At 39.3% G+C, this 16,246-nt stretch carries 16 protein-coding genes; 6 read left to right on the top strand and 10 right to left on the bottom strand.

Annotation, left to right across the window (positions count from 1 at the left end):
- The first annotated feature begins 91 nt into the window (after positions 1-91).
- The 4 genes from CR194_RS15875 to CR194_RS15860 are packed head-to-tail and all read left to right on the top strand — an operon-like array spanning position 92 to position 3,029.
- On the top strand, positions 92-718 hold the full coding sequence (locus CR194_RS15875) for a TetR/AcrR family transcriptional regulator (RefSeq protein ID WP_110610828.1): 627 nt from the start codon (positions 92-94) through the stop codon (positions 716-718).
- Positions 719-720: 2 nt separating this feature from the next.
- Positions 721-1,575 carry an ABC transporter ATP-binding protein gene (locus tag CR194_RS15870; RefSeq protein WP_110610826.1) on the top strand — a complete coding sequence of 285 codons (855 nt, stop codon included), beginning with the start codon at positions 721-723 and terminating at the stop codon, positions 1,573-1,575.
- Positions 1,568-2,296, top strand: coding sequence for an ABC transporter permease (locus tag CR194_RS15865; RefSeq protein WP_110610824.1), 729 nt, complete (start codon positions 1,568-1,570; stop codon positions 2,294-2,296). The genes CR194_RS15870 and CR194_RS15865 overlap by 8 nt, the downstream gene beginning before the upstream one ends.
- 1 nt (position 2,297) lies before the next feature.
- Positions 2,298-3,029 carry an ABC transporter permease gene (locus CR194_RS15860; RefSeq protein WP_110610822.1) on the top strand — a complete coding sequence of 244 codons (732 nt, stop codon included), beginning with the start codon at positions 2,298-2,300 and terminating at the stop codon, positions 3,027-3,029.
- 187 nt (positions 3,030-3,216) lie between these two features.
- Here the strand turns inward: CR194_RS15860 and CR194_RS15855 are convergent, their stop codons facing one another.
- The 5 genes from CR194_RS15855 to CR194_RS15835 all read right to left on the bottom strand — a co-directional run bounded on the left by CR194_RS15855 (position 3,217) and on the right by CR194_RS15835 (position 8,878).
- Entirely contained in the window at positions 3,217-3,669 is a 453-nt protein-coding gene (locus CR194_RS15855; RefSeq protein WP_110610821.1) for a GNAT family N-acetyltransferase, read from the bottom strand.
- A 109-nt stretch (positions 3,670-3,778) separates the two neighbouring features.
- Positions 3,779-5,473, bottom strand: a complete 1,695-nt coding sequence (locus CR194_RS15850) for a methyl-accepting chemotaxis protein (protein ID WP_110610819.1) — start codon at positions 5,471-5,473, stop codon at positions 3,779-3,781.
- Positions 5,474-5,672: 199 nt separating this feature from the next.
- Positions 5,673-6,638 carry a calcium/sodium antiporter gene (locus CR194_RS15845; protein WP_110610817.1) on the bottom strand — a complete coding sequence of 322 codons (966 nt, stop codon included), beginning with the start codon at positions 6,636-6,638 and terminating at the stop codon, positions 5,673-5,675.
- A gap of 81 nt (positions 6,639-6,719) precedes the next feature.
- Positions 6,720-8,318, bottom strand: a complete 1,599-nt coding sequence (locus CR194_RS15840) for an aspartate:alanine exchanger family transporter (protein WP_233254397.1) — start codon at positions 8,316-8,318, stop codon at positions 6,720-6,722.
- A gap of 149 nt (positions 8,319-8,467) precedes the next feature.
- Positions 8,468-8,878 carry a hypothetical protein gene (locus CR194_RS15835; protein ID WP_110610815.1) on the bottom strand — a complete coding sequence of 137 codons (411 nt, stop codon included), beginning with the start codon at positions 8,876-8,878 and terminating at the stop codon, positions 8,468-8,470.
- A 160-nt stretch (positions 8,879-9,038) separates the two neighbouring features.
- Between CR194_RS15835 and CR194_RS15830 the strand changes: the two genes are divergently transcribed.
- The gene (locus CR194_RS15830; protein ID WP_110610813.1) at positions 9,039-9,266 is read left to right on the top strand and encodes a hypothetical protein; all 228 of its coding nucleotides are present in this window, start codon (positions 9,039-9,041) and stop codon (positions 9,264-9,266) included.
- A gap of 294 nt (positions 9,267-9,560) precedes the next feature.
- Here the strand turns inward: CR194_RS15830 and ppdK are convergent, their stop codons facing one another.
- Both ppdK and CR194_RS15820 read right to left on the bottom strand, forming a co-directional pair.
- Positions 9,561-12,215: a pyruvate, phosphate dikinase gene (ppdK, locus tag CR194_RS15825; protein WP_110610811.1), complete on the bottom strand. Its 2,655-nt coding sequence runs from the start codon at positions 12,213-12,215 to the stop codon at positions 9,561-9,563.
- A gap of 2 nt (positions 12,216-12,217) precedes the next feature.
- A complete protein-coding gene (locus tag CR194_RS15820) occupies positions 12,218-13,033 on the bottom strand; it encodes a pyruvate, water dikinase regulatory protein (RefSeq protein ID WP_110610809.1) in 816 nt (271 codons plus the stop codon).
- Between the two features lie 234 nt (positions 13,034-13,267).
- On the opposite strand from CR194_RS15820, the gene CR194_RS15815 reads away from it, so the two are divergent.
- On the top strand, positions 13,268-13,729 hold the full coding sequence (locus CR194_RS15815) for a DUF1499 domain-containing protein (protein WP_233254396.1): 462 nt from the start codon (positions 13,268-13,270) through the stop codon (positions 13,727-13,729).
- 140 nt (positions 13,730-13,869) lie between these two features.
- Here CR194_RS15815 and CR194_RS15810 read toward each other — a convergent pair whose 3' ends face one another.
- The 3 genes from CR194_RS15810 to CR194_RS20440 form a co-directional block, all read right to left on the bottom strand.
- Complete coding sequence (locus CR194_RS15810) at positions 13,870-14,949, bottom strand: fatty acid desaturase family protein (protein WP_110610807.1); 1,080 nt, start codon at positions 14,947-14,949, stop codon at positions 13,870-13,872.
- Between the two features lie 569 nt (positions 14,950-15,518).
- On the bottom strand, positions 15,519-15,668 hold the full coding sequence (locus CR194_RS15805; protein ID WP_110610805.1) for a YrzI family small protein: 150 nt from the start codon (positions 15,666-15,668) through the stop codon (positions 15,519-15,521).
- A 366-nt stretch (positions 15,669-16,034) separates the two neighbouring features.
- Entirely contained in the window at positions 16,035-16,190 is a 156-nt protein-coding gene (locus CR194_RS20440) for a hypothetical protein (protein ID WP_199228189.1), read from the bottom strand.
- Between the last annotated feature and the right edge of the window lie 56 nt (positions 16,191-16,246).

Genomic DNA, 16,246 nt, shown 5'->3' with positions numbered 1-16,246 from the left:
TTGACATTGTGACAATGTTGTCATAATATAATAGTAACAACATGACAACCCTGTCACATACCATTCATTACGTCTAGAAAGGAGAGTTTTCGTGCCAACATCAACGTTTTATAATTTACCAGAGAAAAAAAAGCAACGGATCATTGACATCGCTATTGACGAGTTTTCTACTACTCATTTTTATGAAGTGAGTATTAATAAATTAATTAAACGAGCAGAGATCTCACGTGGCAGCTTTTATCAATACTTTGAAAACCTCGAAGATTTATACCGGCATGTCACCCAACTCATCGGCCAAGCCAAGATGCAGTACTTGCAACAGTATTTGCATAATAAGGAGGCTAAATTTTTTGACAAACTGTTTGGACTTTACTCTGCAGGGCTTACTTTCGCCAAAGAGCATCCGAAGTTCGCCTCTATCGGTAACATTTTGTTTAAAGGCGATCCTATGTTTCGAAAGAAGATATTCGGTGACCAAGAAAAACAAACAAAAGCTTTCTTCGTTGATCTCTTGAGGTCAGGTCAGGAAAAAGGGGAAGTTCGTTCAGATATTGACATTAATACTGCTGCATTCTTGTTTTATCAAATGAATTTATCCATTAGTGATTATTATTTGACTGGAACGACTTGGTTTGAGCATCCAGATGAATACATGAAGGCCGTCGAGGAGATGATTAAGATCTTTAGACAAGGAATCGAAGTTAAAAAGGGGGATTGAACATGTTTCAGATACACAATTTAACCTATCGTTATCCAAATGAGCAAGAAGAGACACTGAGAGAAGTAAACTTCCATATTCAAGAAGGTGAGATCTTCGGACTTTTAGGCCCTAGTGGAGTCGGAAAAAGCACGACCCAAAAAGTTCTCACAAAGCTAATTAAAGGGTATGGAGGCACTGTTAAATATAAAGGGAAAGACTTATCCAGTTACGGGAAAGATTATTTTCAAGATATCGGTGTAGGTTTTGAAATGCCCGTTCATTTTTCCAAATTGACTGCGGAAGAAAACGTCTCGTTTTTCAAAAAACTATACAAGAACCCTGCAGATACGGACGAATTACTTAAACGAGTTGGTTTGTACGACGACCGAAACAAGAAAGTGAGCTCCTTTTCAAAAGGAATGAAGGCTCGTCTGAACTTCGTCAGGGCCATGATCAATCAGCCAACGATGTTATTCCTAGATGAACCAACCAATGGTCTCGACCCAGTCAACGCTCGAATCATCAAAAATATGATTAAAGAGTTCCGAGATCAAGGTGGCACCGTGCTCCTTACAACCCACCTCATGAACGATGTGGATGAATTGTGTGATCGCGTGGCTTTCATGGCCAATGGAGCGATTGCAGAGATCGACACTCCTAAAAACCTGAAATTAAAAGGAAGCGAACGAACCGTTACCGTTGAATATCTAAAAGGCGATTCAGCCCAAACCAACACATTTAATCTCGACCGTATCGGAAGCGATGAGACATTTTTATCTATAATCAAGGACTACACCGTTTTAACAATTCATAGCAAAGAGACAACACTAGAGGATATCTTTATTGAAATGACAGGAGTGAAAATCGATGAATAACTTCTTGACACTAACTGTCGGGGAACTTCAGCGAATGAACAAATACCAGATCCTTCCCTCCTCTCTATTTGTCGTAGCATTTTGGATTGCCTTTCTATATTTTGTCGATGCGCTTTTTATTAATCAACTGTTTGCGATGCTCATCTTCGTCGACGCTTCAATTATGTCCATTATCCTCGTTGGAGCGATCATGTTTTTCGAAAAACATGAAGGGACATTTCGAACCTTTATGGTCACGCCGATTAGAAAAAGTGACTATATTTTATCAAAAGCTTTTGCCATCGTCGTTTCTAATTTGATCACAGTCTTGATTCTTTTCGCTTTCGCTTATTATGTGAAAAATATTGAAATGAACTTGCTCGCCTTCGTCGGTGCCGTTTGTCTCGTTGGACTCTTTCATGCCATTCTAGGTTTTTGGATGAGTTTCTACGCTAAAGATTTCACTAGTTTAATCATGCGTTCAACAGGTTATATGCTTATCTTTGTTCTACCTGTCATCCTCGTGCAACTTCAAGTGATTCAGCACGATTGGTTCCAATACATTCTCTATATTGTTCCAACGCAAGCCTCCATGAATGTGTTAAATGCCTCTGCAGGTTTACCTGTTGAGACAAGTGAACTATGGTGGTCGACGATCTTTCTAATCGGATTGATCATCGTGATCTTTTTCGTGACTTTAAAGAAATTTGACGAGTTCTCGCAAAAAGAAGGAGGACAATAATATGAGTGTATATCGAGGTTTTATCAAAACTGAAACAAAAAAATGGACACGTGATTCCTTAACTGCATTTATGATTTTTTATCCACTTCTGTTCGGAGTGGTCGGGCGTTGGGTGGTCCCCTGGATCGAACGGTCAGCCGACATGAACTTGGAGCCGTTTTACTACATTATTCTCGCTGGCATAACACTTGTAGCACCACACATATACGGAGCGCTCATTGCTTTTTCGATTATTGATGACCGGGAAGATCATATTTTCACCTCTATTATGGTAACACCTCTACCTCTGTTTCAATTTTTATCGTTTCGATTAATGATGGGTTTCGTTCTTGCTTTTTCAGCTAGTATTTTTATTATTCTCTTTTCCAACTTAGTAAGCATTGGAATTGGATATGTTCTACTCCTTTCATTCCTGTCGGCGCTCATCGCTCCAATTGTCACGTTACTTATTAATTCATTAGCGAAAAATAAAATTGAAGGGTTTGCGATGATGAAAGCGGTCGTTGGCGTGTTAATGATTTTTACAGTGGCCAGTTTATTCTTTCATGATGCTGTAGAATGGTTTTTTGCCTTCGTTCCTGGCTTTTGGCCTGCTAAGGCAATGAGCAGCCTAATACTAGCCGAAGGTTCACTGAACATGGGATTTCATGGGTACTACTGGATTGGGTTGGTTTATCTGGTTGGGTGTTTCCTAGCCGTTTATCAAGTATTTATGAGAAAAGGCTTGAAGTAAGGAAAGATAGAGGAGAAAATTGGTTGTACTGACTTAATTTTGTCCTCTATTCCTCTTGTTCGAGACTAACTATCGTTGTGGTACTCTTGTTTCTCCCCACGTTCATCGCTAATAACAGTAAACTTGAAAATTTCCACATTCAAAAAAACTGATCCTAACAGATCAGTTTTAAAAGGACTTAACTTATTTATCTTGAAGTCTCTGTCCATACCATATCCACGTGAGGGATATCATCTTCTAAATAGACCTTGGAGACTGGTTTGAATCCGAATGACTCATAAAACTGAAGGGCATATTCTTGTGCTTGAATCTTAATCTCATTTTCTTTCAGTTCTTGATGAAGGTAATCAATCGATCTTTTCATAATTTTTTTTCCAAGTCCTGTATTTCTATATTCTTCTATGACGAGGACACGCCCTATCGAGGCTTGAGAATAACTGATACCAGCTGGAAGAAGTCTAGTATAGGCAATAATTTTACCCTTTTCTCTCACGAATAGATGATAAGACTGGCTATCCTTTCCATCGATTTCAGGGTACGGACAATTTTGTTCAACGACGAACACATTGACCCTTTCTCGCAGAATGCTGTACAGCTCGTCTGTTGTTAATTCATTAAACTTCTTTATATGCCAATTCAAGGTAACCATACCTCCCTTATCTGTGCTTATCAACGCTTCATTCATTTTACCAAAAGGCTGTGCGAATGTCTTACAAAACAGCACCTATCGGAACAGGTACTGGGTAACGTTATATGTTAAATCGATTAATGTTCTCTCTTAATTCATTAGCTAACCTTTTTAAATCGTTTGTTGATTCGCTAATCTTACTTGAAAAACCAAGTTGCTCTTCGGCCATTTCCGATGCTGTTTCAACATTACTTGCCGTGTTCTCTGAAATACTAGCCATCTCTTGCGATGAAGACAAAACTTGTTCTGTTCCAGCGGACATTTCTTCTGATATTGACGACAAATTTTCAATTTCATTGGTTAATGCTTCTATAGAAGTGATCATCGATTCAAACTTGAATCTTACCCCGGCCATCATTTCTACACTTTCCTCAGAGCCTTTTTCATTAATTTCAATGTCTTTCACTGCTCCATCTACTTTTGTCTGAACGTTATGAATAAGCGAAGAGATCGTTGCTGCTGAGGTTTTGGATTGCTCAGATAGTTTTCTGATCTCATCAGCCACAACCGCAAATCCTTTACCATATTCCCCTGCACGGGAAGCTTCAATTGCTGCATTTAAAGCAAGTAAATTTGTTTGTTCAGCGATGTTCGTAATTAAATTATTCATATTGCCTATTTGTTTCGAATCTTCATTTAGACTGGTTATTTTAACATTGACTTGCTTTGTTTGCTCGTTCATTTTAACGATTTGTTTCTCTGTATTTTCTACTTCTACTTTTCCTTTACTAGACGTATTTTTCATCAAGTTCGCTTTTTCAGCCAAACTATTAGCAAATTCCGCCACTTCTTCTACTCCGCCAGCCATTTCCTCCATGGCTTTACTCGTTTCTCTTGCTGCTTCTCTCTGTTGCCCACTTTCTTGCTTAACTTGATGAAAAATTTCATTCATTTTTTCAGCAGATTGATTCGTTTTCTCAACATTTCTCTCCATTTCATCTGAAGAGCTTAAGATATGACTAGTTGAAGTATGTGATTGACTTATGAGCCCAGTCAACTCTCCCTTCATATTATTAATCGCCAAGGATAGTTGACCTATTTCATCTTTGCCCTTAACTTTAATGGCGTCTCCTGATAAATCACCTTTGGCTACTTGGTCAGCAAGCTTTACAAAACTAGGGAGCTTTCTGATGATCCTTCTTCGCATACTTATTAGAATGAACAGGAGAAGAGTAATAAGGACCAGAATAATAGATATTAATAAGATCAGAAAAAAAGACATGGCCCGTTCAGCTGTGTTTGCTTCATTTAATGCTCGTGTATTCATCGTATTTTGAAGTTCGTTGATTGGTCCTAAAATCGCTTCTTTGCTTTGTTGATACTCTGTACTGAACATTAAGTTTTGAGCTTCATCTAAATTCCCTTGTTCAACCTCACTCATCGCCTGGTCCTCTATTAATACCAAGGCATTAGATTCTTCTCCCGCTCGTGACAACAAATCTAATTCAATGTCAGGAGCATTTAATCTCTGTAATTCTTCAATGACGTATTCACGCCTTTGAGTTTCTTCAACCTCTGTCCAATACTGCTCCAAGTAATAATCATGCCCCGTGACTGCATATTGTCTTGCTTGTTCGGTCAAATAATCTGATGCCTCTGCAAATGTATTCCCTAACTCAAGAAATTCCATTTGTCTATCTTTCGTATCTGTAAATGTATTTAAACTTTGTACAAACAAAAATGATAATGTGATAGCTACAACACCCAACACAAAGGAAACCGCATACAGAATTTTAAACAGTGTAGTAAACTTCATAGGTAAAACCTCCTCTTATTATATAAATTAATGAAATATCGACCATCTATATAAGTAAATATAACTACACTCATTTTACTTTAAAGATGGAATCAATGTGAAAAATTTCAGAGGTCAATAGAAAATACCTATGATATTTAATATTTGGGTTTAATTAACCATTATAATGATAATCAGCGCTCTTTATTTTTTCCTTTGATCAGTTACGCATAATTATATAAACTAAATAAATTAAATAAGATAACACCAGAACCGTTCCCTCCCCTTTTCCCACTTGCCAATTTGTCCGAGAGAATATTAGCAGCACAAATGTGAGAATGATCATAAACGTGACATCAAGGAAGAACTCTGTGTTTATTGGAAGAGGTGTAATTACAGATGCAATACCTAACACGAAGAGAACGTTAAAGATACAACTCCCCACGATATTCCCTAATGCTAAATCACTATATTTTTTTAACGCTGCGGTAATTGAAGTCACAAATTCCGGTAGCGAAGAGCCAATTGAAACAACAGTTAGGCCAACTAATGTTTCACTCATGCCAAATCTCACGGCAATTTCTGTACTGCTTTCTACAACCCAATAACCACCTAAGATGATCGCAGCTAAACCTAGTACCGTTATGATACCGTTCTTTTTCCATCCTCCTTCGGCATCAGAGCGCTCATTCACGCCTGGAGTAATCTCGTCTTGACGGTGATTCATCGCCAATTCAAAAACATAGTACATAAATATAGCAAAGAACAAGAGTAATACGATGCCATCTCCCCTAGAGAGGAGATTGGTTGCTTCGGAATCCACACCCACATCAATAATTAATGCCATAAAGGCTATACTTCCTAACAACGTAAACGGAATCTCTTTCCGTACTGTTTGACTCTCCACTTTCAACGGAAAAATAACCGCAGTAACCCCTACTACGGCTGCGATATTGATGATATTGCTGCCAACAACGTTCCCGACTGTCACTCCAGGATTCCCTTCCAAGGCAGCGATCACACTGACCGTTGCTTCTGGCGCTCCTGTGCCAAAAGCAACAATCGTAAGCCCAACAAGTACGGGAGAAACTCTCAGGAGATGAGCGATTTTCGAAGCGCCCGTCACAAACCAGTCTGCCCCTTTAATTAATAACGCGAACCCAATAATTAGTAATAAATAAACCATGCATAACACCGTCCTCTGACTACTTAGACGGTTCTATTATGCATGGTTATCATGGAATTTATTCTCATATCTCTCGAACAGTCATAAGACAAATACGAGTAATTGGGCTGCAATGGCGACAAATATTAAGGCAAAAGGGTAAGCTGCTGCATAAGCAATGGCAGGTTCGTCCCCCTCTGTCAGTTGGTTCACTGCACCAAGTCCAGGCGTACTCGTTAACCCTCCGCAAAGAGCTCCAAGAGAGTGAAGAATACTTAAATGAAACAACTTCTTTGCGATCAGAAAGCCTGCGAAGATAGGAAAGATTGTAATGAGTGCACCACCGAACACGAGTCCAATTCCTTCTGTCATAACGACTTCCACCAGTCCTTCGCCTGCTGTGGTTCCAGCCCCTGCTAAAAATAATACAAGACCAATATCTCTAATGACTTGATTGGAAGGTTGAAAGAATCTCGCACGAATCGGTCCCAGTTTTCCAAAATGCCCGATAACAAGCGCTACGAATAATGGTCCTCCCGCCACCCCTAACGTCATTGTCCCTAGGCCAGGGATATAAATCGGTATCATTCCAACGAAGATACCAATTAATAGAATCAAACTTAACGAAAAAATATGAATGTTCGTTACGGCTAATTTTTTTCGGCTAAATAGCGTTTCTACCTCCTTCAAACGGTCTTCACTACTGACGATCGTTAAGATATCTCCCCGTTCTAACCGCCATCCTGGATTTTGATTGAATTCAAAACCGCCCCGCTCCATTCTTGTCACCGTGACTCCAAACTGACTACGCAATTTCAACTCTCGAATGCTTTTTCCGATCATATCTTCTGAATCAACAGTAATTCTTCGCAACTTCACGTGATCCACATTTGAAAAATCGGTATCGACCTTTTCACCGATTTCATCACATAATTTAATGAGGTCTGAGGGGATTCCAACTGCAACGAGTCTGTCTCCTTTTAAGATGACCGTGTCACTTAAGCTGATAATATTTCTGTTTCCTCGAATCACACGGCTAATAACGACGGAACTATCCTTGGCTAGTCGCAATTCTTTCAATGTCTTCTTATCAATAGAATCACTTGTTACTCTAATAGTCATCGCTTCTGGAGACGCCTTATGTCGCACCGGACCTACAGTACGTTTTAAATCTTTTTCTAGATCAATTTTCAATAATTTCGGAAACAACTGGACAAACAACACTACGGCTACAACCCCAAATGGATAGGCAATCCCATAGCCTACCGAAGCCAGAGGATCGTTCGTTGCCTGAAGTGCCGCCGCTAACCCAGGAGTACTTGTTAATGCTCCTGTCATTAATCCAATACTGAGTGCTGGCGATAGTCCAAACACGTTTGAAACAACAACCGTAGTTAAAGAAGCAATGAGTACAATAATAAGACCAATCATCCCGAAGACAATGCCTGATGTTTTCATCATGCGAAAGAAACGGGGTCCTGCTTGCAAACCGACAGCTACAATAAACAGACTAAGTCCAAGATTTTGAACAACAGGTGACACTTGAAACCCGAAGTGACCAAAGACCATCGCGATAAGAAGAACTCCTGAGGTACCTAAACTTAACCCTTTAATCTTCACTTGTCCCAACACCGATCCTAAAAAAAGGATAACAAAAATTAATACAAGGGGATCATTTAAAAATTCTATAAGAGTATTCACTGCTTTCCCTCCGATGTTAACAAAAGAAGTTTCAAAGATAGTGTTTATTATAGACTTTTCACTCATAAAAAAAAGTGTTTCACCTTCTGATTTAGAAGGATTCACACTTTTTTCTTGCAATGTTCAAATAGTTGTCAATGATGGCGTTATCATTTTCTTTTCGAAGAAATAAAGTTGACGTGTCTGAACCTAAGTGCGGACCAGTCATCATCAATCGCCACCTGTCTGACACCTTCAAAACCTAGTTCTTGAATGGCTTGCCACCCTTTATCTCGATGAATGTTTACTTTGTATTTTTTCGAAGACTTCTTCGGGTAAGCGAACCACAACATCCCATCTTCAACCAGTCCATCTCTAATAAAATTTGCCTGTTTATCTAAATCTTCATCACTTTTAACAAATATGAGGACAAATTCATACTTCGAAATAGGATCCGGTTTTTCATGAACATTCGTTACTTTTTTTAACTCATTTAATGTTTCTTGAAACTCTTCCGGTGGATTTAAAACAGCTACTTTCTTAAACTCTTTATATTGCATCTTTTTTAGGATTGGATTCATGACAACATGCTCCTTGTGTTTTTTCATGTATTATACAGGAATTATAAGAATAAAGTCAGGTGATGATAGTCTCAATTCCATAAATTATCCATTTTAGAGTGTGAGGTCTTTGAAATAGGGGTAAATTTTCTATGACTACATTTATAAGGAGAGTTTTACAATGGAACGATATAAAATAATTTTCGAATTTGAAAATGGCAATGAAGAAACTTCCTACTTCACAGAAAACCCCTCATCTCGAGTGAATGACTGGATGGAACGTGAAAAAGGTCATTGGATTCGTCTAGAGAACGCGATGATTAATTTGGCGAACGTCAATATTATCCGTGTGGCAAAGGTTAAAATTGACGATAATTCCAACGACGAAGAGTTTATCGAGTGGGTATAAGTTCTATGAGAGCAGATGAGTATCTGCTCTTTTTTTGTGTTCGGTGAGATGATTCATTTATAGTGTGAACATTTATCAACTAACTCGCTGTTTCGTTATATAAAAAGTGAGTTCGTTTATATAGATTGTCAGTTCGTTCATATAAAAGTTGAGTTCGCTTGTATAATAACCAAGTTCGTTCGTATAGAATGCCAGTTGAGTCATATAACAAATTTCGACACCACTTTCCCACCGCAACATCTTTATTAATGAAAAGAGCTACCTAGACAAGGTAGCTCTCTTCAGCCTATATTGTTAATTTGTTATTTTCACTTTATGACGGATTGTTGCCTGAGCGGCCGCCAAACGTGCTAGTGGAACTCTGTATGGGGAGCAACTAACGTAGTCAAGCCCTTTTTCAAAGCAAAACTCTATTGAGCTTTTTTCTCCGCCGTGTTCCCCGCAAATGCCGGTTTTCAAAGAAGGTTTGGTTTCTCGTCCTAGTTTGACCCCCGTCTCCACTAGTTTTCCCACACCTTCTTGATCGAGCACCATGAATGGATTTTCAGGCAGCGTGTTTTGTTCAATGTAATGCTGTAAGAATTTGCTCTCTGCATCATCTCGACTGAACCCAAATGTCGTTTGCGTTAAGTCATTCGTGCCGAATGAAAAGAAGTCAGCTTCTGTAGCAATTTCATCAGCAGTAAGAGCTGCTCTTGGAATTTCGATCATGGTGCCAACCGTATAGTTTATCTTTTTACCTGTTTCTTGTTCTATTTGATCAGCAGCCTCTTCAACAACTTGACGCATCGCTTTTAACTCATTGACGTGGCCGACTAATGGAATCATTACTTCAGGTTCCATCACCAATCCTTTGTTTAATAAATCGGCCGCAGCATAGAAAATCGCCTTCGCTTGCATCATATAGATTTCCGGATACACCATCCCTAAACGACAGCCACGATGACCTAACATAGGATTGAATTCATCCAGTTGACGCACTTTCTTTAGCAACTGTTCTTTCTCCTTTAATTCATGTGACGATGGATTAGTGATTTGAAGCTTTGTCACATCCACGATCAATTCTTCTTTGTCAGGTAAAAATTCGTGAAGGGGAGGATCAAGTAGACGGACAGTTACTGGATGACCGTTCATCGCCTCAAATATTTCTGTAAAGTCGCCTTGTTGCATAGGTAGTAATTTTTCCAAGGCTGCCATCCGCTCATCGAGATTTTCAGCTAGAATCATATCACGCACGATCGGTATACGAGTAGCATCCATGAACATGTGCTCTGTGCGGCAAAGTCCAATTCCACCAGCACCGAATTCTAACGCCTTTTTAGCGTCTTCTGGAGTATCAGCGTTCGTTCTAACGCCTAAAGTTCTCTTTTCATCTGCCCACTGCAACAATGTTTGGAATTCTTCTGAAAGCTCTGGAGCAATCATTGGTATATCACCAAGCATAATTTCGCCGGTTCCCCCGTCGATCGTTATTCTGTCTAAATAATTGACAACCGTATCGCCTACCCGAAACTGTTTATTTTTCAAATCAATTTTTAATCCATCACATCCACAAATACATGCTTTCCCCATCCCTCGGGCGACTACGGCCGCATGACTGGTCATTCCGCCACGACTGGTGACAATCGCTTCCGCTGAAACGATCCCATGAATATCGTCTGGAGTCGTCTCTGGGCGAACAAGAATGACTTTCTTTCCTTCTTGGCTGAGGGCCTCCGCATCATCAGAATCAAATACAACATGACCTGTGGCAGCACCTGGTGAAGCGGGCAATCCCTTGACTAATCTAGTAAACTCATACGAATCGTCAATACGCTGATGCAACAGCTGATTTAATTGATCAGGGTCAACGCGAAGAAGGGCTTCCGTTTTCGAGATAATTCCTTCCCTTTCCATCTCCACGGCCATTCGAATCGCTGCTTGTGCCGTTCGTTTCCCATTTCGCGTTTGTAAAATAAACAAGTTGCCTCGTTCGACAGTGAACTCAATGTCTTGCATATCACCGTAGTGACTTTCCAATCGCTTACACGTGTCGATAAACTGTTGAAATACGTCCGGCATATCGTTTTGTAACGTTTGGATGGGCTGAGGAGTGCGAATACCCGCTACAACATCTTCTCCTTGGGCGTTTATCAAGTACTCTCCGTACAGAATAGACTCTCCGGTAGATGGATCTCTCGTAAACGCTACCCCTGTGCCTGAATCATCACCCATGTTACCAAATACCATGCTTTGAATATTAACTGCTGTACCTAAATGACCTGGAATTTTATTTAAGCGACGGTAGATGATTGCTCGTTGATTATTCCAAGAATCAAAGACCGATTGAATGGCGAGAAAAAGTTGCTCTTTAGGATCTTCCGGGAAAGTCCTTTTCGTATGCTTTTTGACTATGTTCTTATATCCTGTAATCACTTCTTTCCAATCTTCCGCCGTCATCTCAGGGTCCGAGGTGTAGCCCTTTCTCTCCCTTACTTCCTCTAAATGCTGTTCGAAGAAATAAACATCTACTTCCAGAACCACATCACTAAACATTTGAATAAATCTACGGTAAGAGTCATAAGCAAATCGAGCATTATTCGTTAACTTAGCCATCGCTTCCACTGTGTCGTCGTTCATACCTAGGTTTAGAACGGTGTCCATCATTCCTGGCATGGAAAACACGGCGCCAGATCTAACAGACACAAGAAGAGGATGTCCAGGGTCACCTAACTTTTTTCCAGTTGTTTCTTCCAACTGCTTCAAAGAGCTGAGAACTTGCTCTTTAAGTTCTCCTGTTATTTTCCGATTAGAATCATAGTAGGTATTACACGCTTGAGTCGAAATGGTAAATCCGAAAGGTACAGGTAATCCAATCCGAGTCATCTCAGCTAAATTAGCTCCCTTTCCACCTAAGGTTTCTTTCATGTCTCTTTTTCCCTCGTCAAACATATAAACCAACTTAGTCATCTCTATGATCCCCTCTCTATTTTCAAAACTTCAATAATATAGTGTGCAGTTTCTTCCACCGCTTTGTTCGATACGTTAATCACCGGACACCCGATTCGTTTAATGATTTTATCTGCGTAGTCCAATTCCTCTAATATTCGTTCGTAGCGAGCATACGTGGCACCGGATGTTAATCCCATCGTTTTCAAGCGTTCTTTGCGAATTTCATTTAATTTATCTGGAGTGATTACCAACCCGACACAGCGGTTTCTAGGTAACTGGAACAGTTCTTCTGGTGGAGGTACTTCAGGAACTAAAGGGATATTTGCCACCTTGAATCGTTTATGTGCAAGGTACATCGATAAAGGTGTCTTGGACGTTCGAGATACACCGATAATGACAAGGTCCGCTTTCAAGATCCCACTAACATCTTGCGCATCATCGTATTTTACGGCGAATTCAATAGCTGCCACTTTCCTGAAGTACTCTTCATCCAACCGCCTCATCATTCCTGGTTGATGACCAGGTTGCTTATCAAATGACTCACTAAAGGCACTAAGTAACGGATGTAACAAATCGACAGCTTTTATGTTCTCCTCTACTGAACGGCGATCTAAATAATCTTTCAGTTCATCAATCACGATCGTGTATGCAATGATCGATTGATACTCCTTAGCCTCCCGGATCACTTGCTCAATATCTTCAAATTCGTAGACATAAGGATTACGGTGAACCTCCACGTCTTCAGAAGAAAATTGACTAGCTACAGCATTCACTACATGTTCCGCCGTTTCCCCTAGAGAATCTGAAAGGATGAATACCTTTTTCAATTTCTCCACAACATCACCTACAGTCTAAATATTAGGTACCTATATGCAATCATATGCTTAGATTCCAGATTCTTTAATGTGTTATACTATTTATATCAAAGTATAACACATTAGCGTTTTAATAAAAGAGAAATTTGATATTTTTTCTGACAAAAGTGAACAATTAAAAGACAAAAGAGTAACAAAGGATGATAAAGGGAAAGTAACTAACTAGATTCAACCAGTTAAGGAGGAGAACTAAAAATGAAATTACTAGTTTCTTTTATTGTGTCTATTTCCACCGCCGTCATCGTTTTTATGGTTGCAAAAAACCAAACTCAGCCAAAGCACCTCGGGATAGATCAAGGGCACCTTGCTGAGTTACCTTCTTCACCGAATGCCGTCTCTTCACAAACAAGTATTGATGATAAAAGAGTGGATCCTCTTCCTTTTATTGGGGAAAAAGAAGAGAGCATGGCTGCCATTAAATACATCCTCGCCGATTATGACAATGCAGAAATCAAGGATGAAAAGAACGACTATCTTCATGTTGTGTTTACCTCTCCTACATTGAAATTCAAAGATGACGTAGAGTTTTATTTTGACGAACAGCACCAACGTGTAGATTACCGTTCCTCTTCTCGGGTGGGTTATTCAGATATGGGAGTGAATCAGAAGCGATATGAAGAAATAAAAGAGGCGTATCTCAAACGAAAGCCGTCTTAAAAGGCGACAAATGAGCCGTTCGACCGCTAGCATTTATACGATGCGACTTGCAAAATGCAGGTTAGAAGTGAGCCATTTCTATAATATATACAAAAAAGCACGGCTTGTCTGATCTCTCAGATGGGCCGTACTTTTTAATATTATGCTTTTTTCTTGTCGTTTGTTGGCGATTCCATCCGTTGTCTCGGTTCAATCGCTTCATAATTTAAACCATGACCTAATGAGCCGTAAACCATATCTTTTGAAGGGTCTATCAGTTCATTTCCGTTATAGTATATACGCGGCGTATTCCAAAGGGCTTTTAACGCACTTGTCATAGGCATTTCATGATACAAGTCCGGCCACTTCTTTTTGATTTGCTCTTTAACCAATGGGTAATACTTTGAACTCATACTTGGAAAAAGATGATGTTCAGTATGATACGAAAAATTAAAGTGAAGAACATTGATCCATTTAGGTACGGTTACCGATAAACTATTAGCTAGTGGATCATTCACTTCAACTTGCGGGTTCAATCGATGATTGGTTGAGATATAGCCCATGACAATTGCGTTTGCAATTAGCAAGGGAACTAGGAAAATAAATAGCCAATTCGTCAAGCCCACAAAAAACATGAGACCTATCCACGTAACCCAAGGCAACACAAACTGCATCCATACCGCCCATCGTTTTTCAACCTTGAATTCTTTCACATAAATAAAGAACATTCTCGTTGAATGAAGTGTAAACGTAAACGAAAGAGAGAGAAACTCAAAAAACGCACGAACTGAAAAGGGCAACCGGTAAATCCAGCGAAGCAAAGGCGAACGATCTACTTTATCTTTTGAAAGCCATGTATCAGGATCGTTTTCTTCGTCTTGGGTATGAACATGATGAGTCATGTTATGCCATTTCCTCCACAATCTTGGTCCTGTTACTAGGGGCCAGAAAAAGACTGCACCAAGAAAATTTCTTAACCAAGCCTTTCGCACAACTGTTCCATGTAATATCTCATGTCCTAAAAAGCCCATCGCAGCAAAACTTGTTCCTATGATTAAGGATATAGCTAAATTTAAGATTAAAGGTAAATCAAACGTGCTAATGGCCAACATACCGCTTACTACGACAAAGAGATAAGCCAATCCGCCTAACAATCTCGCCGGGACTGGTTTAAACGCTTTTTTTGGCAAGTGAGGGGAAATTTTAGATGCATACCATCCAAATGAGTGAAGCTCTTTCATTTATAAATCCTCCCGTTTTAAAAACTGATTTTTTATTCTATTCTGATGGTTCAGAATAGAATTTCGATAAGATCATCTTACCAACATAAGAAAGGAAAAGCAATGGATTTTTAACACCAGGTCATAACTGTTGGTACTGAGTTTCATTTCTGAGCTTCTTTCACAAGAAAAGAGCAGACATTGTGCCGACCGCCTTGACTATTGTTTTCGTCTACTTAGATACGGGGATATGAGGCTGGGTTCATCTGTCTTTTATCTTTCGAAAGAATTCAAAAACTTATACGCGAAATCGTTGTTTTTGCCTATTGATAGCCATCATGAGCCTATCCTCTCCTTACCGTATTTTTTTTGGTCATCCATAATTAAAATCGAGTCAACATGATCCCGAACCCACTGTTTATATTTATGTAACAATGCTCCCTACAGTGATCAATGTTTTTTGTATCGCCCAATTCATTGAGGACATTTATGAAATGGCTGCGATTCTTGTGATGCACTTCTAAGTGTAGAACAATAAAAGAATCAATCCACCCTTAACGTGAGCGAATTGATTCACCTTACATAAATCATTAGATAATTCTAGTAAATTGCGCTTGCTTTGCTTTTAATTCCATACTCATTTTCCTCTTCTCATTTCTTCTTATTTCTCTCAAAACTTCAAAATTATCGCGGACTCTTTTGCTTACCGTAATTGTGATTTGAAACAAATGAAACATCATTTACATCACCTTCCTTATTGAGTTAAATTGGTTTTTTAGAACTTATTAAATCCTGTTTGCTTTTAATAATTTAGGACGAATTATTTAAGACTGCTTGTTATAACCAGTGTAATTGGAATTCACTTCCAAAGAAGCCACCTGAAGATCGATTTTTACTCCTCCTCCAGTCGTATTTGAAGGTCAGCCCTATGGATCTTCATTCAAGTGCGCTATAAATAGTATCCGACGAGCGATCCTCAGGCTAGAGGGCGCGATGGATGAATTCTCCTGCGATAAACAAATATTTATGCGCGTTAACCTGCTCATAAAAAAAGCAACTTCCCTTCTCAATAAGGAAAGTTGCTTAATATATTTTTTATTACCTCTTCATGACTGATCTCGATCGTGACTTACATATTCATTTTGCTCTTCACTCTGTTGATCACTGTGATTTTTAAATTCACTTAATCGGCCATTTCGATGCTCACCACCATTTTTATTTTCTTTGAACTGGCGATTATGCTTTTTTAGTTTGTTCTTCATTTTTCATGCTCCTTTCAAGTATCCATTTGATAATCATTAGGTTGTAATCTTCAGTG

It is taken from the genome of Salipaludibacillus keqinensis (genome assembly GCF_003226325.1).
Lineage (GTDB): Bacteria > Bacillota > Bacilli > Bacillales > Salisediminibacteriaceae > Salipaludibacillus > Salipaludibacillus keqinensis.
This window is presented reverse-complemented; position numbering and strand designations above follow the sequence as displayed.

Coding starts and splice junctions, on each gene's coding strand:
- ppdK (WP_110610811.1), bottom strand. CDS start 12,215: ATGACTAAGTTGGTTTATATGTTTGACGAGGGAAAAAGAGACATGAAA.
- CR194_RS15860 (WP_110610822.1), top strand. CDS start 2,298: ATGAGTGTATATCGAGGTTTTATCAAAACTGAAACAAAAAAATGGACA.
- CR194_RS15830 (WP_110610813.1), top strand. CDS start 9,039: ATGGAACGATATAAAATAATTTTCGAATTTGAAAATGGCAATGAAGAA.
- CR194_RS20440 (WP_199228189.1), bottom strand. CDS start 16,190: ATGAAGAACAAACTAAAAAAGCATAATCGCCAGTTCAAAGAAAATAAA.
- CR194_RS15870 (WP_110610826.1), top strand. CDS start 721: ATGTTTCAGATACACAATTTAACCTATCGTTATCCAAATGAGCAAGAA.
- CR194_RS15865 (WP_110610824.1), top strand. CDS start 1,568: ATGAATAACTTCTTGACACTAACTGTCGGGGAACTTCAGCGAATGAAC.
- CR194_RS15835 (WP_110610815.1), bottom strand. CDS start 8,878: ATGAATCCAATCCTAAAAAAGATGCAATATAAAGAGTTTAAGAAAGTA.
- CR194_RS15850 (WP_110610819.1), bottom strand. CDS start 5,473: ATGAAGTTTACTACACTGTTTAAAATTCTGTATGCGGTTTCCTTTGTG.
- CR194_RS15815 (WP_233254396.1), top strand. CDS start 13,268: ATGAAATTACTAGTTTCTTTTATTGTGTCTATTTCCACCGCCGTCATC.
- CR194_RS15810 (WP_110610807.1), bottom strand. CDS start 14,949: ATGAAAGAGCTTCACTCATTTGGATGGTATGCATCTAAAATTTCCCCT.
- CR194_RS15845 (WP_110610817.1), bottom strand. CDS start 6,638: ATGGTTTATTTATTACTAATTATTGGGTTCGCGTTATTAATTAAAGGG.
- CR194_RS15805 (WP_110610805.1), bottom strand. CDS start 15,668: ATGATGTTTCATTTGTTTCAAATCACAATTACGGTAAGCAAAAGAGTC.